Source organism: Luteimonas sp. KH_071 (assembly GCF_057838005.1).
On record NZ_CM174458.1, the window covers coordinates 332913 to 355593 of the forward strand.

General features: G+C 66.6%; 14 protein-coding genes, 1 pseudogene and 1 riboswitch. Of the genes and pseudogenes, 11 read left to right on the plus strand and 4 right to left on the minus strand.

Features of this window, described 5'->3' with window-relative positions; all coding sequences use genetic code 11:
* The first annotated feature begins 317 nt into the window (after positions 1-317).
* The 6 genes and pseudogenes from AC3IRM_RS01540 to AC3IRM_RS01565 all read left to right on the plus strand — a co-directional run bounded on the left by AC3IRM_RS01540 (position 318) and on the right by AC3IRM_RS01565 (position 11931).
* A complete protein-coding gene (locus AC3IRM_RS01540; RefSeq protein WP_489205797.1) occupies positions 318-2120 on the plus strand; it encodes a methyl-accepting chemotaxis protein in 1803 nt (600 codons plus the stop codon).
* A gap of 43 nt (positions 2121-2163) precedes the next feature.
* Positions 2164-2259: riboswitch (TPP riboswitch) on the plus strand.
* 115 nt (positions 2260-2374) lie between these two features.
* Complete coding sequence (gene thiC / locus AC3IRM_RS01545) at positions 2375-4252, plus strand: phosphomethylpyrimidine synthase ThiC (protein WP_489204572.1); 1878 nt, start codon at positions 2375-2377, stop codon at positions 4250-4252.
* A 124-nt stretch (positions 4253-4376) separates the two neighbouring features.
* Positions 4377-4973 carry a DUF4136 domain-containing protein gene (locus AC3IRM_RS01550; RefSeq protein ID WP_489204573.1) on the plus strand — a complete coding sequence of 199 codons (597 nt, stop codon included), beginning with the start codon at positions 4377-4379 and terminating at the stop codon, positions 4971-4973.
* Positions 4974-5542: 569 nt separating this feature from the next.
* The gene (locus tag AC3IRM_RS01555) at positions 5543-7864 is read left to right on the plus strand and encodes a winged helix-turn-helix domain-containing protein (RefSeq protein ID WP_489204574.1); all 2322 of its coding nucleotides are present in this window, start codon (positions 5543-5545) and stop codon (positions 7862-7864) included.
* Positions 7865-7977: 113 nt separating this feature from the next.
* Positions 7978-8860, plus strand: a pseudogene (locus tag AC3IRM_RS01560) (helix-turn-helix domain-containing protein).
* A gap of 152 nt (positions 8861-9012) precedes the next feature.
* Positions 9013-11931: a TonB-dependent receptor domain-containing protein gene (locus AC3IRM_RS01565; protein WP_489204575.1), complete on the plus strand. Its 2919-nt coding sequence runs from the start codon at positions 9013-9015 to the stop codon at positions 11929-11931.
* Positions 11932-12310: 379 nt separating this feature from the next.
* On the opposite strand, the gene AC3IRM_RS01570 is transcribed toward AC3IRM_RS01565, so the two are convergent.
* Complete coding sequence (locus AC3IRM_RS01570) at positions 12311-13420, minus strand: HDOD domain-containing protein (protein ID WP_489204576.1); 1110 nt, start codon at positions 13418-13420, stop codon at positions 12311-12313.
* Between the two features lie 124 nt (positions 13421-13544).
* Positions 13545-14075 (minus strand): inorganic diphosphatase, encoded by a 531-nt coding sequence (gene ppa / locus AC3IRM_RS01575; protein WP_489204577.1) that lies wholly within the window; start codon positions 14073-14075, stop codon positions 13545-13547.
* A gap of 193 nt (positions 14076-14268) precedes the next feature.
* Between ppa and AC3IRM_RS01580 the strand changes: the two genes are divergently transcribed.
* Both AC3IRM_RS01580 and AC3IRM_RS01585 read left to right on the plus strand, forming a co-directional pair.
* On the plus strand, positions 14269-15828 hold the full coding sequence (locus AC3IRM_RS01580; RefSeq protein ID WP_489204578.1) for a M91 family zinc metallopeptidase: 1560 nt from the start codon (positions 14269-14271) through the stop codon (positions 15826-15828).
* Between the two features lie 260 nt (positions 15829-16088).
* On the plus strand, positions 16089-16625 hold the full coding sequence (locus AC3IRM_RS01585) for a hypothetical protein (RefSeq protein WP_489204579.1): 537 nt from the start codon (positions 16089-16091) through the stop codon (positions 16623-16625).
* A gap of 390 nt (positions 16626-17015) precedes the next feature.
* Here AC3IRM_RS01585 and AC3IRM_RS01590 read toward each other — a convergent pair whose 3' ends face one another.
* Positions 17016-19067, minus strand: a complete 2052-nt coding sequence (locus AC3IRM_RS01590; RefSeq protein ID WP_489204580.1) for a sodium-translocating pyrophosphatase — start codon at positions 19065-19067, stop codon at positions 17016-17018.
* 445 nt (positions 19068-19512) lie between these two features.
* Between AC3IRM_RS01590 and AC3IRM_RS01595 the strand changes: the two genes are divergently transcribed.
* From AC3IRM_RS01595 to AC3IRM_RS01605, 3 genes are all read left to right on the plus strand, one after another.
* Complete coding sequence (locus tag AC3IRM_RS01595; RefSeq protein WP_489204581.1) at positions 19513-20721, plus strand: DesA family fatty acid desaturase; 1209 nt, start codon at positions 19513-19515, stop codon at positions 20719-20721.
* A 35-nt stretch (positions 20722-20756) separates the two neighbouring features.
* On the plus strand, positions 20757-21104 hold the full coding sequence (locus tag AC3IRM_RS01600) for an EF-hand domain-containing protein (RefSeq protein WP_489204582.1): 348 nt from the start codon (positions 20757-20759) through the stop codon (positions 21102-21104).
* A 122-nt stretch (positions 21105-21226) separates the two neighbouring features.
* Positions 21227-21682, plus strand: coding sequence for a hypothetical protein (locus AC3IRM_RS01605; protein ID WP_489204583.1), 456 nt, complete (start codon positions 21227-21229; stop codon positions 21680-21682).
* 442 nt (positions 21683-22124) lie between these two features.
* On the opposite strand, the gene AC3IRM_RS01610 is transcribed toward AC3IRM_RS01605, so the two are convergent.
* Entirely contained in the window at positions 22125-22643 is a 519-nt protein-coding gene (locus AC3IRM_RS01610) for a hypothetical protein (RefSeq protein ID WP_489204584.1), read from the minus strand.
* Positions 22644-22681: the final 38 nt, after the last annotated feature.

A 22681-nucleotide genomic window follows, 5' to 3' on the forward strand; every position in this document is an offset into this window, starting at 1 on the left:
AGATCAACTGACGGCGCACGTCCACATCCCGGGGCCGGTGGTACCGGTGCCGGTGCGGGTGGTCGTGGTAATGGTCATCGTCATGGGACGCCCAGCGAGTTCGCGCGCCAGCGCACCGGAATGGCCGGTGTTGGGGCTACGAAGCGCGAGCGTTGTGCGATGCATCATGAATGCAGAACAGCATGGCACTTCGCATGGTGTCAACAGTTCGATCTGAAACCGACGCCCGAATATGGCGGGCGGACGTCCCCCTAGCGCTCAATTCGGCGGGCTTGCCGCCGCTAAGGAGATGGGGCGGACGCACAGGGAAAGTCATCATGTCGGAGTGCGGGGGCGGCGCGACTGCTTGCGCGATCGACGGTTTGCCGGATGCCCCCGTGGGCCTGCTGCGGCTGGACCGCGATGGACGCATCACAGGGGCGAATGCGATGGCGCGCGATCTGCTCGGGCTGGGCGACCGGCCGGATGCCGGATGGGCGGCACCGTGGGGAATCCCGCTCGAAGCCCTTTGCCAACGCGAAGGCGTCTGGATGGCGCCCGGCGACGATCCCGCTCGGAGGCTGCGCTATCGGCGTGAAGGCGACGGCTGGCTGGCGTCGCTGCCGCATCCTGAAACCGCTGCGCTGCTGCGCGATCACGCGGGACTGGCCGTGGGCGCCTCGGAGGTTTCGCCGGCGGCCTTCAATCTGCCAGCGCACGCACCAGCCGACGCGCGCGGATTGCTCGCCCGGGTCGGCGCCGGACTGGCCGCCTGCGATCTTGATCTGGACTTGGGCGACAGCGCTCTGGCGACCGAGTGCCGCCTCTCCGCAGGCTTCGGCAATCTCACCGAGGCGATCCGGCAGGCGGTGGCGCTGTCGGTGGAGATCGCCGGCGCAGTTCCGCAGGTGGTCGAGGACAACGACCGTTTGGTGCAGCAGTCACAGGCCCAGGTCGATGCGCTGGTCGAGGTGATGGCCGCCACCCGTCGCCTGCTGGAGGGCGTGCAGGCCGCGGCCAGCGAACTGTCGGTTGTCCGCGCCGAAGCCGCGCGCGCCGATACCAGCGTGCGCGCCGGGCGCGAGGCAGCGGCGGTCCTGGCGGCGGCGATCGGGGAAGTGGAGCGTCGTGTCTCGCGGGCGACCGAGGTGATCGAGGTGATCGACGCGGTATCGATGCAGACCAACCTGCTGTCGGTGAACGCCGGCATCCAGGCGGCGCACGCTGGTCCGGCGGGGCGTGGCTTCGCCGTCGTCGCGGCCGAGATCCGGCTGCTCGCCGAGCGCGCCGCCAAGGCGTCGCGGGAAGTGCGCGGCATCGTCGAGGACACGGTCGCTGCGCTCGGCGACGGCACCGCGTCCGCGCAGCAAACCGGCCACGTGCTGGGGGAGGTCGGCGACCTGCTGGCGCGCGCCGGCGGGGCGATGGCGTCGGTCGCGACCCGGATCAGCGCGCAGGATGCCGAGATCCTTGCGATCGACCAGGCCGTCGAACACGCCACGGGTCTCGGCCGGAGCAACTTGCAGCGCGCCGCACGCGTGGCCGAGCGCAGCGAAGCTCTCGGCCGCAGCGTCGCTGAACTCCAGGACTGCGTGGGCCTGTTCCAGCTGCCGGCCGATCCGATGTGCGTGGCGCGGCATGCGCAGGTGCGGGACCTGGCGCGCGTCACGGCGGCGGAGATCGGTCGCGCCCTGGACGCGGCAATCGCGCGTCGCGACATCGACGTCGACGCATTGTTCGACCGCACCTACACGCCTGTGCCGGACATCGAGCCGCCACGTTTCCGCACTGCCTTCGATACCGTGTGCGACCGGCTGCTGCCGGCGCTGCAGGAACCCGTGCTCGACGCGCATCCATGGATCGCGTTCGCGATCTGCGCCAATCCCGATGGCTACGTGCCGACCCACAACCTGCGCTTCTCCAAGCCGCTGACCGGCCGCCGCGAACTCGACCTCGTCGGCAACCGTACCAAGCGCATCTTCGGCGACCGCGTCGGCCGCAGCGTCGGCGCACACACCGACCCCTGGCGACTGCAGGTCTACCGACGCGATACCGGGGAGATCATGTTCGACCTGTCGGTACCGATCTTCGTGCAGGGCCGGCACTGGGGCGGTTTCCGTCTGGGCTACGCGTTGGACTGACATCGCGCGCGCTGGTGCGATCTCCGCTTTCGCGGTCTAATGCAGGCAGAAGCGGGGGTACCGGCATCAGCCGGTTGAGACAGTCCCTTCGAACCTGATCCGGCTGATACCGGCGTAGGGAAGCTTCGCAGGCCCCGCCGCAGAACCGTCTACCGCATGTGCATGCGGCGTGGTCGTGTCGGGTCCGCGCCGCCGCTTCGTCCGCGAGAAGGAAACCCGCTTCGGGTTCCCGTCGCCACCACAGGACGAATGCCATGAATGCCCTGCCTTCTACGCTGCTGCAGCAGACCGACCAGCTCTCCGAATCGGTGACGCGCCCGATTCCGGGTTCGCGCAAGATCCACGTCGAAGGCTCGCGCCCGGACCTGCGTGTCGCGATGCGCGAGATCGTGCAGACGCGCACGCCGACGCTGTTCGGCGGCGAGGAGAACCCGCCGGTCACGGTCTACGATCCGTCGGGTCCTTACACCGACCCGGACGTCACCATCGATCTCGCCGCGGGCCTCGCGCCCTTGCGCGCGCGCTGGATTGAGGAACGCGGCGACACCGAGGCACTGCCGGCCCTGAGTTCGATATTCGGCCGCGGCCGCGAGCACGACCCCAAGCTCGATCATGTGCGTTTCCCTGCGCGTGCGTTGCCGCGCGTGGCCAAGGCCGGCGCCAACATTACCCAGATGCACTACGCGCGCCGCGGCATCGTGACGCCGGAGATGGAATACGTCGCGATCCGCGAGAACCAGCGCCTCGACCTGGTGCGCGACGCACTGCTGCGCCAGCAGCATCCGGGCGAAGCCTTCGGCGCGAACATCCAGCAGGTGATCACGCCGGAATTCGTGCGCGACGAGATCGCCCGCGGCCGCGCGATCCTGCCCAACAACATCAACCATCCCGAGAGCGAGCCGATGATCATCGGCCGCAACTTCCTGACCAAGATCAACGCGAACATCGGCAACAGCGCGGTGTCGTCGGGCATCGCCGAGGAAGTGGAAAAGCTGGTGTGGTCGATCCGCTGGGGCGGCGACACGGTCATGGATCTGTCGACCGGCAAGCACATCCACGAGACGCGCGAGTGGATCATCCGCAATTCACCGGTGCCGATCGGGACGGTGCCGATCTACCAGGCGCTGGAAAAGGTCGACGGTCGCGCCGAGGAACTCACCTGGGAGATCTTCCGCGACACGCTGATCGAGCAGGCCGAGCAGGGCGTCGACTACTTCACGATCCACGCCGGCGTACTGCTGCGTTACGTGCCGCTGACCGCGAAGCGCGTGACCGGCATCGTCTCGCGCGGTGGTTCGATCATGGCCAAGTGGTGCCTGGCGCATCACCGCGAGAGCTTCCTCTACACGCACTTTGAGGACATCTGCGAGATCATGAAGGCCTATGACGTGTCCTTCTCGCTCGGCGACGGGCTGCGTCCGGGCTGCATCGCCGATGCCAACGACGCCGCGCAGTTCGGTGAGCTGGAGACCCTGGGCGAGCTGACCAAGATCGCGTGGAAGCACGACATCCAGACCATGATCGAGGGCCCCGGCCACGTGCCGATGCAGCTGATCAAGGAGAACATGGACAAGCAGCTGGTCGAGTGCGGCGAGGCGCCGTTCTACACGCTCGGGCCGCTGACGACCGATATCGCCCCGGGCTACGACCACATCACCAGCGCGATCGGCGCGGCGATGATCGGCTGGTACGGCTGCGCGATGCTCTGCTACGTGACGCCGAAGGAGCACCTCGGCCTGCCCAACCGCGAGGACGTGCGCGACGGGATCATGGCCTACAAGATCGCCGCGCACGCGGCCGATCTCGCCAAGGGCCATCCGGGCGCGCAGGTGCGCGACAACGCGCTGAGCAAGGCGCGCTTCGAGTTCCGCTGGCAGGACCAGTTCCATCTCGGTCTCGATCCGGAGAAGGCGCAGGGCTTCCACGACGAGACCCTGCCCAAGGACGCGCACAAGGCCGCGCACTTCTGCTCGATGTGCGGCCCGCATTTCTGTTCGATGAAGATCACCCAGGACGTGCGCGACTATGCCGCCGAGCATGGCGTCGGGACCGAGGACGCACTGGCGGCGGGCATGGCGGAGAAATCGGCAGAATTCCGTGCGCAGGGCGCGGAGGTCTATCGGCCGGGCTGAATGCTCCGGCGGCTGGATGAACCGTTGCGCGGGCCGTCGCATCCGCGCGACGCCGCGCCGCGTATGTTCAGTATCGGTATCGGGACAGCGCGTCACGATCCGCCAGACATCAGGGAGATCCGACATGAAGACTTCGACGTCCCGCGTCGCTGTGTGGCTTGTGGCGCTGTGCGGCATCGCGCTGCTCGCCGGCTGTGCCACGGGCCCGCGCATCACCACCGAGGCCGATCCGCGCGCGGACTTCTCGGCTTACCGCACCTGGTCCTTCTACACCCCGCTGGCGATCGAGAAGGAAGGCTACGAGACCCAGGCCAGCGAGATCGCCAAGGCGGCCGTGCGCGCCGAGATGGAGCGCCGCGGCTACCGCTACAGCGAAGCCAACCCCGACCTGTGGGTGAACATCAACGCCTACATGGAACGTCGCACCGACGTCAGCAGCTACCCGACCGTCGACTACGCGTACTACTACAGCTATCGCGCCCGCGGGTACTTCGCGGTGCCGTACTGGAATGAGCGCACCAGCGTGTACCGCTACACCGAGGGCACGATGAACGTCGATCTGGTCGATGCGCGTGCGAAGCGTCTGGTGTGGGAAGGCATCGCAGTCGGTCGCGTGTCCAACAACCGGCCGGACCAGCGGGCCCAGCGGATCAATTCGACGATTGCCGAAATCTTCGCGAACTATCCGCACCAGGCTGGCGCGCGCGCGCAGGCGATGTAAACCGGGCGCGTCACCGCAGCACCGAGAAAGCGGGCCATGCGGCCCGCTTTTTTGTGTGTGCGCTGAGGCCTGGTCGGCAAAGCGACTGCTTCGGCAAGGCGGACAGCGCATGCCGGATGTCGCAAAACGAGGACGCGGGTTTTTCGGCGAGCCCGGCTGCAGCGAGCACCGACCTGCGTTCTGCCAGGCATATGCCACCGTCGGTTCGGGGGAAACACCCTGGGATGTCGCCTGCATCGAGGCGCCCGGCGATGCGCCGGTCGATCGATGCCCACGTGGGCGGATGCTGCCCGGTTGACCCATGCCTCCGATTAGGGCCGTGGTGCTCGGCAGTCATGGGCCCGGCGCGGCAGAGGCGCGCAGTGCGATCGCATCCACGAGGCGCGGGCCTTCTGTCATGCGCATGCACCAGACTGGAGCCGGACGGCCAGATGAACAGTCACGGACTGATCCGAGGCTCCAAGCGTCTCCATGACCTGTGTCACGCGCGTTGTGCGGAGTCCGGCGTCAGGCTGCGCTTCATTCAGCCTGTCTTGGCTAACCTCCCCGACCTGCCTGTTGGTGCCTTGATGCCAGATCCGATCCCTCCCGACGTGCCGGCGCCCCTGCGTCTCCGCGTGGGTGAAGGAACGGTGGATCTTGCGACGCGCGAGATCCTGATGCCCGACGCGCGTGGTCCCCGCCGTGTGACGCCAAAGGCGATCGGCGTGCTCAGGATGCTGGCGCGCGTCCCCGGCGCCGTGGTCGGGCGCAACGAACTGCTGGCTGAAGTCTGGCGGGACACGTTGCCGACCGATGACGTGCTGACCCAGGCGATCACCCAGTTGCGCAAGGCGTTCGGTGCGGGACGGGTCGGTACAGAAGCGGGCAAGCGCTACATCGAGACGATCGCCAAGGGCGGCTATCGGCTGAATGTACCGGTCGAGGTCCTGGCGACCGATCCGGTCCAGGCGCTGCAGCCCGCGGGGGGGTTGACCACCGATCCCGCATTCGCTGCGACGCCGTCGCTGTCGCCCGTGCCGGAACGCATGGCGCGACCGCGCAGCCTCGTCCTGCGGCGTGGCCTCTGGTTGCTCGCCACCGCGGCGCTGGCTCTCGTCTCGCTGGTGGTGGGTGGGCTCTGGGCGACGTTCGAGTCGGCGGGTGTGGCGGCGCCCGACAGCGCAAACGCGCCGGGCCCGGCACCGGTCAGCAGGCCGTATCGTCTCATCACCAGTGCGACCGGGTTCGCGATGTCGCCTTCACTGTCGCCCGATGCGTCCATGGTGGCCTATTCCGCGTCGGGCACCGGCGGCGCTGCGCAGCAGTCGGCGATTCTCGTGCAGACCACATCGAGCGCTGCGCCGCGTGCATTGTCGCGGCCCCCGCATGGCGCGCTGGACGATCTGCCTGCGTGGTCCCCCGATGGTCGCGAAATCGCGTTCGCGCGCTGGGAGATCGACGGCGCCTGCCGTGTGCTGCTGGTGTCTGCCAACGGGGTCGGGGACGAGCGTGAAATCGCACGGTGTGACGGCAGTGATCTGCTGAGCTTCGACTGGTTGCCCGACGGCAGTGGTCTGCTGTTCGGCACGATGACGGGCGAGGGAAACAGGACACGGCTGCGGATCCTCGATCCGGTGGGCGGACGCTGGCGGAACATCGATTACCCGGGCGCGACGGGCGACGTCGACTACGCCCCGCAGGTCTCCCCGGACGGGCAGTGGATCGGCTTCATCCGCAATCCGCAGATGGGCGACCTGTGGCGGGTGCCCATTGCGGGCGGCACGCCGCAGCAGGTGACCCACCTCAATGCCGAGATGCGCGGCTGGTCCTGGACGCCGGATGGCCAGGCGATGGTGTTCGGCCTGCGCGTCGACAGCGAGGCGCGCTTGTATCGCGCCGATGTCGACAGCGGCGCCGTTGTCGATCTGGGCATCGAGGACGCACAGATGCCGTCGATCTCCCCGCGCGCCGGGATGATGGCCTTCGTGCACCGGCGACCGCAGTTCGGGATCTATCGCGTGAACTGGACGAATGGCGACTGGGAGCGTCTGTTCACGTCCTCCGGACGCGATTCGCAGCCCACGCTCGCGCCGGATGGCGAGCAGATGGTGTTCACGTCCGATCGGGCCGGTCGGTTCGAACTGTGGTGGGGGCGACTCGGCGCACCTGACTCGTTACGGCCGATCGAAGGTGTCCGGCCGGACACCCGGCAGGCGCCGTCCTGGGCTCCGGACGGGCGTCGCTTCCTGGTGACCGCGCTGGATGCGGCCAATGCGCCGATGATTCTGGAGGTCGAGCCTGCGAGCGGTCGAATCGTAAGGCTCGAGGTGCCCGGTCACCGGCCGGCGCAGGCCGTGTACGGCCCGGCCGGCACGCTGTTCGTGCTGGAGGAGGACCGCAGCGGTGGCACCTCGCTCGTCGCCTACGACCGCGCCACCTGGCAGTCCCGCGGTCGGATCGAGGATGTCTCGCAGGTCCGGTTCGACCACGTGCGCGAGCGGGTCCTGTACAGCCGGCTGGACGCCAATGGCCTGTGGGAAGTACCGCCGTCGCTGGATGCAGGCCGCATCACGCGTCTGAGCGACAAGCTGCCCTCGAGATGGCGCTATCGGAGCTGGTCCTTGGCCGCCGACGGGCGCATCGCCTATCTCGATGCCACGGCCGCATGCTGGACGCGATTGTCCCGTCACCGGATCGAAGGCGCATCGCTGGAAGAAGACGGGGTGGAATGTGTCGACCCGCTCACGCGCAGCGCGACGAACGGATTTTCGTTCGATGGCATGCATTCCTATGTGTCGTTGGCGTCGGACGATGGCAGCGGGATCGGATTCATGCCGCTGCCGACACGTCGCGCCCAACCCGAGGGAATCGTCAAGTGGTTGATATCATTGAAGAATAAGCTATCGTAAATTCTTCGGAATGTCGTTCGCCACGATTTCGGCAAACTCTACGCCCGCGTTCGGGCAATCCCCGTGCACACGCGGCACAACGGTCGCCTCTTTGAAATGAAGCAGGTGGCGGGATGTCGAACTGTCTATGGGCCGCGCGCGGCCAGATGCTCGCGTTTGAAGCGCTCGAAACGGCTGCGCAGTGCCTCGGCACGTCGCGCTTGGGCGGCATGCAGATGTCCGCACCCGTGTTCAACCTGTGGATCCAGGTGCGTGGCGATGGCTGGATCGAGTCGCGTGAGGGCCGCTTCCGGATGCGCCGCGGCGACTGGATGGCGTTCGAGAAGGAATCCACGCCACTGATCCAGAGTGGTCCGCAGGGGCTGTGTATCGGCATCGCGCTCGACACCCAGGCGCTCGATTCGCTCCAGGCCCTGAGCGACGGCAGCCTGTATGCCGGCCGTGGGCGCCTTCCGGGTCGCGAACTGCGCACCCTCCTGCGCCTGTGGCGTGCAGCGGCCGAGAGCGATGGCGATGCGCTTTCGGTCCGTCCGCTGCTGCTGCAGCTGGCGCATGTCCAACGGGATCTCGCCGCCACCGTGCGTCGCTGTCCGGGTCGCTCGCGCAGCCGCAAGCGGCAGGTATTCGGTCGCATGCAGCGCGCGCGTCTGTACCTGGAAGGCAACTCCGACCGCGTGGTCCGGATCAGTGAACTGGCAGACCTCACCAGCTTCTCCAGCTGGTACTTCTCCAAGGCGTTCCACGCGCTCTACGACGAGAGCCCGCAGGCGCTCTCGGTCCGTCTGCGTCTCGAGCGTGCGGCGCAGCTGCTGCGCACCACATCGATGATGGTGGGTGAGGTGGCGGCTGCCAGCGGCTTCGACAACTGCTGCAGCTTCGCCCGCGCGTTCAAGAACCACCACGGCGTTCCTGCGAGCCGGTATCGCAGCAATCTGCGTCGTGCCGGCGGCACCAAAGCCAACGAAGCCTACGCGTCGGCTTAACAGAAGTGCGTGACCGGAGTCACTGCAAAGTGACGCCGGTCGCGCAAGCGCCAAATTCGGCACAAGCAGTGAGTGGCAGCGGCAAGGCGGCGCAGGTGGTTCCAGACGTAACGTGCAAATGGCGTCTTAACGCCTCAGTAACGCACACACTCTGGAGAGAGAACCTTGAAGAATTTTCGCACTCCCGCACTGCGGAAGGGCTTGCTGCCAGCCGCGATCCTGACCGCGATCGTGCCGGGTGCCGCATTTGCGCAGACGCAGCCCACGGACGGCGCGACCACCCTGGACCGTATCGAAGTCACCGGTTCGCGCATCCGCCAGGTCGACCTGGAAACCGCGCAGCCCGTGCTGCAGATCACGCGTCAGGATCTCGAGACCCAGGGCTACAGCTCGGTCGCCGACATTCTGGAGAACATCACCTCGGCGGGTTCGCCGGCCATCAGCCGCGCTTCGCCGCTGAGCTCGGGTGAAGCCGTCGGTGGTACCTACATCGATCTGCGTAACCTCGGCCCGCAGCGCACCCTGGTGCTGGTCAATGGTCGTCGTCTCGGCATCACCACGAGTGGCCTGCAGGACGTCTCCGCGATTCCGACCTCGATGGTCGAGCGCATCGAAATCCTGAAGGACGGCGCTTCGACCATTTATGGTTCGGACGCGGTTGCCGGCGTGATCAACATCATCACCCGTCGCAATTTCGACGGCGCGGAAGCCGGCGCGTACTACGGCCAGTGGGGCGAGGGCGACGGTGCGGTCGAGCGTTACGACATCGTGGTCGGTTCCACCGGCGAGCGCACCTCGCTGACCTTCGGCGCCGAGTATGCGAAGGAAGATCCGGTGTTCGCACCCGATCGCTGGTTCTCGCGTGACACGTTCCCGACCGGCCCGAAGAGCGCGCCGTTCCCGGGCGGTGCGTCCGGCGTGCGCAAGGAAGGCCAGTTCACCTTCGGCGGCGTGAATTACACGCTGCGCCGCGATGTCCCGAACCTGGATCCCACCGATTTCGCCAGCTACCGTCCGGTAGATGCTGCGATCGATCAGACCTTCCCGTCGCAGCAGTCGACCGTCTACAGCGGTATCGAGCGCAAGTCGGCATTCCTGAGTTCGATCGTCGACATCACCGACAACATCACCCTCGAAACCGATCTGTTGTACTCGGATCGTGATTCCTACGCCCGCAACGCCGGCTACCCGTTCCAGAGTGAAGCGTTCGACAACAGTGCCGCCTTCAATGGTGCGGGCCTGTCCGCGGACAGTGTCTTCAATCCTGTCGGCGAAACGGTTGCCTACACCCGCCGTGGCTGGGAAGTGCCGCGCGAAGTCCGCAACAGCCTGACTACGTTCCGCATCTCGAACGCCATCAAGGGTTCGTTCGAGTTCGGTGACAACCGCATCTTCGATTGGGACGTCGGCCACCTGTACAACCAGAACAAGGGTGTGCAGATCAGCACGGGTAACCTCAACACGCTGAATGTTGCGCGTGCAACGGGTCCCTCGTTCCGCAACGCCGACGGTGTGGTCCAGTGCGGCACGCCGGACAACGACATCACCCTCGGCACCGGCCCCGGCGCGTGTACGCCGTGGAATCCGCTGATTCCTTTCGGCTATGCGGCCGAGAACAGCCTGGCTGATCCGGATGTGCAGGCGTACCTGTACAAGCCGGGCCAGGCGCTGTCCGAGACCGAAACGCGCGCTTACTTCGCCAACCTCAGCGGCTCGATCTTCGAACTGCCTGCTGGCGATCTGGGCTTCGCAGTCGGCGTTGAACACCGTCAGGAGCGTGGTTCCTTCTCGCCTGATGCGCTCGCGCAGACCGGCGATTCGACCGACCTCGCGTCGGGCCCGACCAGCGGCTCCTACAGCCTCGACGAAATCTATGCCGAGCTGCAGATTCCGCTGCTGTCGGACGTGCCGTTCGCGCAGGAATTGAGCATCAATCTCGCGTCGCGCTACTCGGATTACGACACCTTCGGCGATGCCACCAACAGCAAGGCCGGTTTCGTGTGGAAGCCGATCGAATCGCTGCTGGTCCGCGGTACCTGGTCGCAGGGCTTCCGCGCCCCGACGATCAACGATCTGTTCGGCGGTGAATCGCAGTCCTTCGAGTTCTATGAAGATCCCTGCGATTCCGTCTACGGCATCGCCGCGGGCAGCGCCCGTTGTCTGGCCGATGTGCCGGCGGATTTCCGCCAGCGTGCCAACACGGCGGATGGCCTGTCTGAGGGCCAGGAAGACCAGTCGGATCGCGCCTTCACGTCGGGCTCGAACCCGGGTCTGACCCCGGAAGAATCGGTCAGCAAGACGTTGGGCCTCGTGTACAGCCCGTCGCAGATCCAGGGCCTGAACGTCGCGCTGGACTGGTGGAACATCCGCATCGAAAACACGATTGTCGGTGACGGCCCGACCGCCGTACTCGCCGACTGCTATGCGCGTGGCATCGAAGCCCGTTGCTCGGATCCAACGGGTTCGCGCTTCACGCGTGACGCGGATGGCGTGATCACGTCGTTCTTCTATTCCGGCATCAATGCGGGTTATCAGGAAACCGAGGGTTACGATCTCGACGTCAACTACGCGTTCCAGACCGACTACGGCAACTTCCGCGCGTCGTGGCTCAATACCTATGTGTCCAAGAACGAGCTCAAGCAGGACAACAACGATACGGTGGCGCCCGAGCAGTCGAATGGTTTCTCGGGTGGCGGTGGTATCAACTTCCGTATCCGGTCCAACGCTTCTTTGGGCTGGGAGATGGGTGACTTCGGCGTTACTTGGACGGCGCGCTACTACTCCGGTGTCAAGGAGAACTGCCTGAACGCCACGGCCTATCCCGGTGTCTGCAGCCTGCCGGAGTATTCCGCCCCCGATCTGGCCGGCTTCATCTCGCCGAAGAACGAGATCGGTTCCAACACGTTCCACGACGTCCAGGTCCGTTACACCGCGCCGTGGAATGCCACGATCTCGGTGGGCGCGAACAACGTGTTCGAGCACTACTCGGCACCGATGTACTCCAACCCGGCGTCCGGCTCGGCTTATTACGGCGGCTACGACATCGGTCGCTTCATGTACATGCAGTACAACCAGCGCTTCTGATCCATCGAAGTCCTGTGTGATCCACTACGGCTCCGAAAGGGGCCGTAGTTTTTTGTGACCTGAGCGGTTGGACGAAAGCACGTCCCCGGAGCGCTGCCCGCGGACGACAGCCGGGTGCACCGGATCTGCTTCTTGCTTGCAAGACGCCGCAGCCGGCATTGCACATGCGACGGCATGGCAGGGGCGACGGTGTCGATCCTGTCTGCGTGCCTGCCAGTCAGTCAGGCAGCGTCATGGACTTCGAAGTACGGCGTGCGCGCCCTTCCCTTGACAGCCTGGGGCGTCTCTCCAACTCTGCCGGTCAAGATCGCAATGCGATCAACGGCGGTTTCCTGTCAGGCGATCTGCAGTGTGCGACGACTGCGGCCGCAGCGCTGTCTCAGGCCGGTTGCGCCGCATCCATGCCCTTGAGCTGCGCGGCATGTGCACGCCAACCATCGAGCTTGCCAAGTAGGCCGGTCCGCTGCAGGTAGTCCTCCCGCACGGGTTCGCCAGACGCGAGCGCGGTCGCGACATGGACCGCGCCCGTGACCCAGAAGCTGCGCGTGCCGGCCCTGGCCGGATCACGCTGGAACGCCACGGCCTCGATGATCGGCATCGGCAAACCCCATAGGCCGAGGAGATAGGCGCCGGCCTCGGTGTGGCCGGGAACATCGGCCGGCTGCGTTTCGATAGGAGCGCGTTCGTCACGCACACCCGGCAGGAGCAGGCCAATGTCGGCGAGCAGGGCAGCGGTGGCGCCGAGTTCCGCACTGGACTCGGGCAGCATGCGGCGGGCGAGCTGCGAAGCCAAAAGTGCGCGCTGCTGCATCGCCGGTCGGTCGAGATCGCTGCGCGCAGGGCTTGCGAAGACTTCGCTGGCCAGCACCAGGTCGCGCATCGTCGCCAGGCCCAGCCGGGTGACCGCCGAACGCAGATCGGTGATGGTGCGTCCCGCGGAAAAGTATGCAGAGTTGCACAGCTGCAGGACCTTTGCGGCGATCGCGGGATCACCCGCAATCAGCTGCGCGATATCGTTGGCGTTGCTGTCTTCGTCGGATTCGAGTGCGTGCGCCAGCGCCAGATAGGTCTGTGGCGGCGACGGGAGTTTTTCGATCTTGCCGATGCGTTCGCGCAGGTCCGGGTTGTCGAGCAGCTCGCGCAATTCCTCCAGGCTGCCGATGGCTTCCAGCAGCTGGGCGTCGCCCACCGGCAACGGCAGAAAGCGATGCGCCAGCGACAGCACGCGCGCGGGCGGTTGACCCCCGAACACCGCGATGCGCGAGGTTTCGGGGCGCAGCGTGCGGATCTGGCCGAGCAGCGAGGCGACCGGCATGTCCGGCAGCGTCGGTGCGACCACCACGACGTCCTGCGGCGTGTCGGTGATCAATGTGGTGGCTGCCGCACCGTCGGCGGCGCGCTGGACCTGCCAGCCGTCATCCATGTCGGATACGAGAGAGACGAGGTCGGAGGGCAGGCTGTCTTCGCCGCCCACGAACAGAATACGCACGATGGAAATCCCCTGGTCGCCGCGGCCCCACGGGTGGGTCGGCTCGCAGCGATGTTAGCAACCACGCCGCGCGGGTTCCGGCGGCGTGTCGCAAACTGTGACGGCGGAAACGCCGTCGCAGCAATTACTCGGCCGCGTAGGCGGCGATGGCGTCGTTGAGCAGTGCCTTGGCTTCGGCTGCATCGCCCCAGCCGCTGATCTTGACCCACTTGCCCTTCTCGAGATCCTTGTAGTGCTCGAAGAAATGGCCGATGCGCTCGAGCCAGTGGGCCGACACCTTGTCGAGGTCGTCGACGTGGGCGTAGCCGCCGAACACCTTGTCGATCGGCACGGCAAGGATCTTCTCGTCGCTGCCGGCCTCGTCGGTCATCTTCAGCACGCCGACCGGGCGGCAGCGGATGACCGAGCCGGGGATCAACGGCAGCGGCAGCACGACCAGCACGTCGGCCGGATCGCCGTCGCCGCACACGGTGTTCGGCACGTAGCCGTAATTGCAGGGGTAGCGCATCGGCGTGGAGAGGATGCGGTCGACGAAGATCGCGCCGCTCTCCTTGTCCACCTCGTACTTGACCGGCTCGGCGTCCTTCGGGATTTCGATGATCACGTTGATTTCGTCCGGCGGGTTCTTGCCGGTAGGAACGGAGCCCAGGCCCATAGCGATGCACTTCCAGTGTCGATAAGAACGTGCATTTTAGCGCCTGCGATGTTGCGGCGCAGCGGTGATCGCCGGCGATGGTTTCTGATGCAACGTCGCGAAACGGGACGGACCAAGGGTACGCCCCAGTATGGTCGCGCCATACGGGGGCGTACATATGGACTCCGACTTTCGCTGACGCAGGCCCGTTCCGATGACCACGCTCGATTCGTTGCCCCCGACCGCCACCGCCGCGCAAGGCTACTGGCAGAATCCGCTGGCCCCGACGCATACCCATGACCATGACGGTCCTGCCGCGGGCGGCGTTGACGACCATGCCGACGCCGTGGGGCTGGGAGAAGGCCCGGAGGTGTCCACACTCGATGCGCCGGAGCGTGCGCCCAACGGCGCGATCGGCATCGATGGCGGCAGCAACAACACCACCGGCCGCACCACCAGCAGCACGCCCGACGGCAAGCCGATCGCGATCGATCCGCTGCACAGCGATGCCCAGGTGGACGTCACCCGCGAACGCACCCAGGCGCAGGGCTACATCAGCCGCGACCAGGTCGTGTTTACCACCGGCACCGGCGACGACAGCGTCGGCGTGAGCCAGCGCGACGACGGCACGCTGGACGTGTCGGTCAACGGCGAGAGCTACGAGGTACGTCTGGCCGAAGGCCAGGAACTGACCCTGCGCACCGGCGCCGGCAATGACACCATCCAGGTCGCGCCCAATGTGCAGGTCAACGTCGTGGTCGATGCCGGCGACGGCAACAACGACGTCAACGTCGAAGGCGACGGCGACAACCGCATCACAAGCGGCGGTGGCGACGACACCATCCGCACCACCGGCAGCGGTCGCAACGACATCCACACGATCGGCGGCACGAACGAGATCTTCGGTGGCAGCGGCGTCAACGTGATCTACGGCGGCGGCGGCAGCGATACCATCCACGCCGGCGGCGGCACCAACTACATCGAAGGTGGCCGCGGTGACGACGTGATCCACGGCGGCGGCACGTTCGACATCCTGTCCGCCGGTGGCGGCGATGACGTGGTCAATGTCGGCGACGGGCGCACGACGGTCTATGCGGGCCTCGGCAGTGACTCGATCGAAAGCGCGCACGCGCAGACGACCGTCTATTCGCAAGCCAGTGACATCGTCAACGCCGCGACCGGTGCCCGCCCGACCGTCGTCAATGTCGAGATCGACAACACCGTGGGCGATCGTGGTGTCCGCGTGCAGGGGTCCGAAGCCTTCGTCCAGCGCATGCAGTCCGAGCTGGACTTCCTGCGTGCCTCGCCGAACGGCCAGCAGATGATGGCCGAGTTCGACAAGGCGGCCGAATCGAAGGGCAACACCGTGACCATCCAGGAACTGTCGAACGAGGACAACGGTTACGCCCAGACCTTCAGCAATGACGCCGACATCGTCAACGGCCGCCCGGGCGCCGGTGGTGACGTGACCATCAGCTACAACCCGTCCTTCCACATGGACGCGTTCCCGGCACCGTCGGTGGTCCTGTTCCACGAGATGTCGCATGCCTACAACGGCGTCAACGGCACCTTCCTGCAGGGCACGTATCGCGGCACCGGTCCTGACAGTGGCCGTGTGCCCAATGCCGAACGACAGGCCGTGGGACTGGAGACCAGCGCCACGCCATACGACTTCGACGGCAGCGGTGCGATCACCCACAACCCGATCCATCTGACCGAGAACGGCATCCGTCGCGAACTGGGCATGCCGGACCGTCCGAGCTACGCGCTCTGACTATCCGCTACGACGCAGGGGCGGTGCATGCGTGCGCCGCCCCTGCTGTTTTGAGGCGCCTGCACCGGGCGTCCTGAGACGTCTCCAGGATCGCCGTGCCGATGACCGAGCATCCACGCGCTGTCGTTAGCGCGCCGCCCTCACAGCTACGGGACCATGCTGCGTTCCGGAGTGCCGCCGCCGCTGCTTGCCTCGCATGCGCACTGCTGCCGGCACCTGCGGTGTCGGGTACGCCCATACGCCACGACTCGAGGTCCGCAATGCCCCCCAGCGATTCCGCGCGCGCCCACGTCGATGCCGAAGGTGTCGTGCTGGAAGCGGTGTTTGCGCGTGAAGGCGAGGGCGTGCGTGTCGACTACCGCATCCGCAATACCGGCGAGGTGCCGCTGGTCGTGTTCGATCGCGGCGATCGTCATGCGGTGCTGACACGGCACCAGGCGTCCGGCGCCGTCGGCGTGCCGTCGTTGCGCGAATATGCCGGCACGCGCGCCACGCTGTCGCATGTCGCACGTGCGCTGCCGACGCCTGCACCTACCATGCCGCCCACGCCGCTCGTGCGGCGCATCGAGCCGGGCGCGAGCGTCGATGCCAGCTTCGGCTTTTCCAGCTGGCTCGCATCGACGCCAGCGCAGGTGCAGTGGTGCGTCGGCATCGGCATCGCGGATGATGCGCGTCTGTTCTCGTCCGACGACAGTGGCGACGTAGAGGTCTGGCAGGCCGATTTCGGCTACGCCGACGACCAGCAGGTGCTGTGCACGCCGTGGTTCGACATGGCGAGCGGAACGTTCGAGAAGTAGGGGCGCGGCAGGCGGAACCGTCGCGGTGGGGCCCGGGACGCACATCACGAACGCATATCGCTGCAGAGCGACATCCCTGCGTCGACTGATCAGGCTTCGCCGGACGGGTAGAGCGCAACGAACCCATCAGCGTGTCGATCAACCGACGCAAGGTCCCGGAACCATGCGTGCTTGTCTGGTTCCTTGTCTGCTGCAGGCTCTCGCCCCAACCCCTCCACCCCGGCGGGAGAGGGGCAGGACAGCGGTGGCCGTTACGAGCCGCTCAGGGCAGCGGCACCAGCAACAACGCCACGATATTGATGATCCTGATCCGCACCTTCGACGCGCCCTCACCCCGTTCCCCTCTCCCGGAGGGAGAGGGGCGGAAGCGTCGAGCGGGTCCGGCCTCGACTAGAGCAGCGGGACCAGAAGCAACGCGACGATATTGATGATCTTGATCAGCGGATTGATCGCCGGCCCCGCGGTGTCCTTGTAGGGATCGCCGACGGTGTCGCCGGTCACCGCGGCCTTGTGCGCTTCGCTGCCCTTGCCGCCGAAGTGGCCGTCCTCAATGTATTTCTTGGCGTTGTCCCAGGCGCCGCCGCCGGTGGTCATCGAGATCGCGACGAACAGGCCGGTGACGATCGTACCGATCAGCAGGCCACCGAGTGCGCGGATGCCGGCACCCGGCCCCATCAGCGCGTTCATGCCGAGCGCGACGACCACCGGCACCAGCACCGGCAGCAGCGAGGGCACGATCATTTCCTTGATCGCCGATTTGGTCAGCATGTCGACGGCGCGCGAGTAGTCGGGCTTCGCGGTGCCGGCCATGATCCCGGGGATCTCGCGGAACTGGCGACGGACCTCTTCGACCACCGCGCCCGCCGCGCGGCCAACCGCTTCCATCGCCATCGCGCCGAACAGGTACGGAATCAGGCCGCCGATGAAGAGGCCGATGATCACGGCGGGGTCCGCGAGGTCGAAGCGGAACTCGGTGCCCGGATACTTCGCTTCGAGGTTGTGGGTGAAGTCGGCGAACAGCACCAGCGCCGCGAGCGCGGCGGAGCCGATCGCGTACCCCTTCGTCACCGCCTTGGTCGTGTTGCCCACCGCGTCCAGCGGATCGGTGACGTCGCGCACCTCGGACGGCAGTTCCGCCATCTCGGCGATGCCGCCGGCGTTGTCGGTGATCGGCCCGTAGGCGTCGAGCGCGACGATCATGCCGGCCATCGACAGCATCGCCGTCGCCGCGATCGCGATGCCGTACAGCCCCGCGAACGAGAAGCACGCCCAGATCGCGAAGCACACCGCGATCACTGGCATCGCCGTCGATTTCATCGACACGCCCAGGCCCGCGATGATGTTCGTGCCGTGCCCGGTGGTCGAGGCCTGCGCGATGTGCCGCACGGGCGCGTACTGCGTGCCGGTGTAGTACTCGGTGATCCACACGATCGCGCCGGTCAGGATCAACCCGATCAGCGCGCACCAGTAGAGATTCGTCGCGCCGTGCACGTTGTCGGCCATCAGCTGCTGGGTGATCGGCCAGAACAGTGCGGCGGCAATCACGCCCGACACGATGACGCCCTTGTACAGCGCCCCCATGATCGAACCGCCTGCCTTCACCTTGACGAAGAAGGTGCCGACGATCGATGCCAGGATCGACGCGCCACCGAGTACCAGCGGATACAGCACGCCGTTCGCGCCGACGGTCGACGCCATCAGGAAGCCGAGCAGCATCGTCGCGATCACGGTGACCGCGTAGGTCTCGAACAGATCGGCCGCCATGCCCGCGCAGTCGCCGACGTTGTCGCCGACGTTGTCGGCGATCACCGCCGGATTGCGCGGGTCGTCCTCGGGAATACCCGCTTCGACCTTGCCCACCAGATCCGCACCGACATCGGCGCCCTTGGTGAAGATGCCGCCGCCCAAGCGCGCGAAGATGGAAATCAGCGAGCTGCCGAAGGCCAGGCCCACCAGCGCATGCAGCGCGGCTTCGTTTGCGATGCCGAAGCGCGGCAGCAGCATCCAGTACCCGGCCACGCCGAGCAGCCCCAGACCGACGACCAGCATGCCGGTGATCGCGCCGCCGCGGAACGCGACATCCATCGCCGGACCGATGCCGCGCCGCGCGGCTTCCGCCGTGCGCACGTTGGCCTTCACCGACACATTCATGCCGATATAGCCCGCCGCACCCGACAGCACCGCGCCGAGCAGGAAGCCGATACCGGTGGCCCAGCCCAGAAACACACCGATCAGGACGAACAGCACCGCGCCGACGATCGAGATCGTCAGATATTGTCGATTGAGGTATGCGCGGGCGCCTTCCTGGATCGCGCCTGCGATCTCCTGCATCCGTGCGTTGCCGGCAGGTTGCCGGTTGATCCAGCTGGCGGAAATCACGCCGTAGAGAATCGCGATGGCGGCACAACCCAGCGCCAGCCATAAACCGTGTTGCTCGAGCATGGAAACCCCTCCCAGAGTCGGTATGCCAAGACGGACAGCGGTGGTGCGGTGATGCGCATCGACTATCGCACAGCGCGTGCGGGCCGGCATGCCGGCCCGGGGACCGGTGCTGCGGGGCACCAGGCGGGCAGGCGACTGCTGCACGGGGCGTGGTCGACGCCGGCGCAAGCGCGTCGCGTGGACGCATCTGTATCGCATCGACGGACCGGCAACGGCGGACACCTGGTGCTGCTTCGCGCGCGCAGGCGATCCGCTGCGGGGTGCACGGGGCGAGCGGTTCAGGCGCGCGTGTGCTGTCGATGCATCCGGATGCGCACTCCGCCGCCGATGAATGCGACGTGCGGGACGAGTCTGAATCGCGGGCCCCTCCATACGTGATCGGAGGGATGGAAAGGGGGCATTGATGCCGCCATGATGCATGGGTTCACGACTTTCCGACGCGCCCATGTCTTCTACGATTCTCGAGTTCCTGTCCGGTGGCCTGCTGCAGTTCGGCTGGCTCGCGATGCTCGTCTATCTGCTGGTGGCCACGCAGCTGACGATCTTCGCCGTCACCCTGTACCTGCATCGCAGCCAGGCGCATCGCGGCGTGGATTTCCATCCGGTGATCGCGCACTTCTTCCGCTTCTGGACGTGGCTCACCACGTCGATGATCACGCGCGAGTGGGTGGCGATCCATCGCAAGCACCACGCCAAGTGCGAGACCGAGGACGACCCGCACAGCCCGCGCTTCAAGGGCATCAAGACGGTGTTCTGGCAGGGCGTGGAGCTGTACCGCGAAGCGCGTGGCATGCGCGCCGACATCGAGCAGTACGGCAAGGGCGCGCCCAACGACTGGATCGAGCGCAAGCTCTATACGCCGTGGGCGACGTTCGGCCCGACCCTGCTGCTGTTCGTCAGCTTCGCGCTGTTCGGCTTCAAGGGTGTCGCGGTGTGGGCGATCCAGATGGCGTGGATTCCGTTCTGGGCGGCGGGCGTCGTCAACGGGCTCGGCCACTGGTGGGGTTACCGCAATTTCGAGACCACCGACACCGCGACCAATCTCACGCCGTGGGGTGTGTGGATCGGCGGTGAGGAGCTGCACAACAACCACCATGCGTTCCCGTCGTCTGCGAAGTTCGCGCTGCGCAAATGGGAATTCGACATCGGCTGGGCGGTCATCAAGGGGCTGGAATCGGTGCGTCTGGCGAAGGTGTTGCGCGTGGCGCCATCGCTCGACATCCGCCCCAACATCCACGTGCCCGACACCGACACCATGCGCGCCCTGCTCGCGCATCGCTTCCAGGCGATGACCGACTACCAGCGCAACGTACTCAAGCCGGCGCTGCGCGAGGAAGCGCAGGCGGCAGGTGCGCGGCTGCGCAAGCTGTTGCCGCGTCAGCTGCGCAAGGGTCTGGTCGACGACGGCCGCTGGTTGCAGCCCGATGCGCGTCAGGAGTTGCAGCAGTGGGTCGAACAGCGTCCGCGCATCCGCACGCTGGTCGAGCATCGCGCACGCCTGACGGCCCTGCTCGAAGCGCGTTCGCAGAACGCGAGCGAGGCGCTGCACAACCTGCAGGTCTGGTGCCGCGAAGCCGAGGCCAGTGGCATCCGCGCACTGCAGGAGTATTCGGCCCGGCTCAAGGGCTATTCGCTGCAGAGCGCGCACGCCTGAAGCCGCGCGCCATGTTCGCAAACCCACGGCGGCCGATGCGGCAACGGATCGGCTTCGTCGCTTGCGCGACGCTCGCGCTCGGCACCGCTGCGGGCGCCGGCGCGCAGGTCACGCGCACTTCCGAATATCTCGAACACATGGATACAGACGGCGATGGCCGCGTCGCGCTCGCCGAGTATCAGACGTGGATGCGTTACGGCTTCGACCGAATGGACCGCAACGGCGACGGCGTGCTGACCGCCGACGAGCTGCCAGGAGGCAAAGGCCAGCCGGTGACGCTGTCCCAGCACATGGCCAAGCTCGCGGCCACGTTCAACCGCCAGGACACCAACCGCGACGGCTATCTCGACGCGCGCGAACTCGCGGCGCCGCCGCAGAAGTAGGCTTCGGAACGACCGGCGCAGGGCCTGCACATGCGCGATATCCGCGCGGCGTCGACGTGGCCGGACCTCTGCGTTGCTATTGTCGGACTCTGATCGAGCCGATCCGTCTCATGGAGGAAGACATGCCACATCTCGTGCATCTGCGCCGCGCCGTCGGCTGGTGCCTGGTTGCGCTGCTCGCAACCGGTGTCCTGATAAATCTGGTCGGATTCTTCAGCCCGTTCTGGGGGCACCTGCGGCACCCGGGCGACCCCGCGCAGTCTCGCGCGCTGCTGGACGCCGTGGCGCCGTGGGCGGCCGCGCTGTCAGCGCTGTTCCTGCTGCCGGCCTGGCACGTGTCGCGCACGCTAGCGTCGCCACTTGCACGCTGTGTCGTGTTGGTGATGGGCGCACTGGTCGTGGTCGCGGACCTGGTATTTCTGTGGGCCTTCAACGGGATCGGCGATCCCATGGTCGCGCGGCTGGTGGCGAGCGTCGCAGCGGGCTATCCCTTCGTTGCGTTCATCGTGTTCATCTGGCTGCTCTGGCGTGGACTGCATGTCGCAGCGTCGTCGCAGGCCGAGCCCGACGCGATCTGATGGTCCGGCGGTATCTGGTTCGATCGAGATGCCTGCGTGTTTCGATCCAGCGCGTCACCGGTCGTGGTGCGAGACCTGCTTCGACCTGTGGCGTGCCCGTTCACCGCTGACGCTGGCTGAAGCGACCGTATCGCGCGCGTCGCCGTCTTCATGGACCTGTGCGGGGTCGTCGACCGACCGCAGGCAACCGGTGCGAGTCCCGGTCGCGTCGCGATCGCAGCGCTGATTCCCGCGGACGAAGGGAGTCGTCTGCCTGTCGGATTCCACCATCGCCAATGGCCGACGTGCCGGGCGGCTGGTCGCAACGCGTCGGGACGTGCCCCGCGGCGTCTTTCAGCCGATCTACGCGGTGTACTGCCGCAACCCGGGTGTCGCCTCGCGCTCAAAGGATTTTCCCGACCGTTGTCCCGGATCGGGTGACCCACTATTCGCGCCACGTTGCTCAGTCGTTGCAGGCCGCGCGCAGTACCGGATCGTTCGCATCGAGCGGCTGCCAGTTGGCATTCGCGAGCGTGCCATCGTCGGAGAACACCACCTGGTCGAGCAGGTCGGCGCGGCGGTGCCCGGTGCAGTCGAACATCGCGCCGAACTGCCGCGTGGGTTCCCAGCGACCGGCCAGCAGGATGTTGGTGAGCACCATGTCCGGATGGGCGGGATTGCGCCGGTCGAAGCGCTGGTCGATCGCGATCAGTCGATTGGTCAGCGGGACCACGTAGGTCCACGGGCGGTACCAGGAGCGGGTCTGGTTGGTCGAGGCGATCACGATGCCGTCGGGATACGTCGAGGTCGTGCGTTCGAGCCACGAATACTCGAGCCAGATCGCCATCGCCAGCATGCCTGCGCCGGCAGCGGCGGGCACCGTCCAGCCCGGCAGGCGTTTGCCGACGAGGAAGTTGAGCATCATGGCGATGCCGGCGAGCCCGAGGCCCCCGGAGATGATGGCAATGAATTCGAGCAGCATGGAAGACGGTTCCGGCAACGGGCGAAGGCGCCCACGAT

Bases quoted from the DNA above. Each gene is read 5' to 3' on its own strand.
- AC3IRM_RS01610 (WP_489204584.1), bottom strand. From the start codon at position 22,643: ATGCTGCTCGAATTCATTGCCATCATCTCCGGGGGCCTCGGGCTCGCC.
- AC3IRM_RS01550 (WP_489204573.1), top strand. From the start codon at position 4,377: ATGAAGACTTCGACGTCCCGCGTCGCTGTGTGGCTTGTGGCGCTGTGC.
- AC3IRM_RS01585 (WP_489204579.1), top strand. From the start codon at position 16,089: ATGCCCCCCAGCGATTCCGCGCGCGCCCACGTCGATGCCGAAGGTGTC.
- thiC (WP_489204572.1), top strand. From the start codon at position 2,375: ATGAATGCCCTGCCTTCTACGCTGCTGCAGCAGACCGACCAGCTCTCC.
- AC3IRM_RS01600 (WP_489204582.1), top strand. From the start codon at position 20,757: ATGCGGCAACGGATCGGCTTCGTCGCTTGCGCGACGCTCGCGCTCGGC.
- ppa (WP_489204577.1), bottom strand. From the start codon at position 14,075: ATGGGCCTGGGCTCCGTTCCTACCGGCAAGAACCCGCCGGACGAAATC.
- AC3IRM_RS01540 (WP_489205797.1), top strand. From the start codon at position 318: ATGTCGGAGTGCGGGGGCGGCGCGACTGCTTGCGCGATCGACGGTTTG.
- AC3IRM_RS01555 (WP_489204574.1), top strand. From the start codon at position 5,543: ATGCCAGATCCGATCCCTCCCGACGTGCCGGCGCCCCTGCGTCTCCGC.
- AC3IRM_RS01580 (WP_489204578.1), top strand. From the start codon at position 14,269: ATGACCACGCTCGATTCGTTGCCCCCGACCGCCACCGCCGCGCAAGGC.
- AC3IRM_RS01590 (WP_489204580.1), bottom strand. From the start codon at position 19,067: ATGCTCGAGCAACACGGTTTATGGCTGGCGCTGGGTTGTGCCGCCATC.
- AC3IRM_RS01605 (WP_489204583.1), top strand. From the start codon at position 21,227: ATGCCACATCTCGTGCATCTGCGCCGCGCCGTCGGCTGGTGCCTGGTT.
- AC3IRM_RS01595 (WP_489204581.1), top strand. From the start codon at position 19,513: ATGTCTTCTACGATTCTCGAGTTCCTGTCCGGTGGCCTGCTGCAGTTC.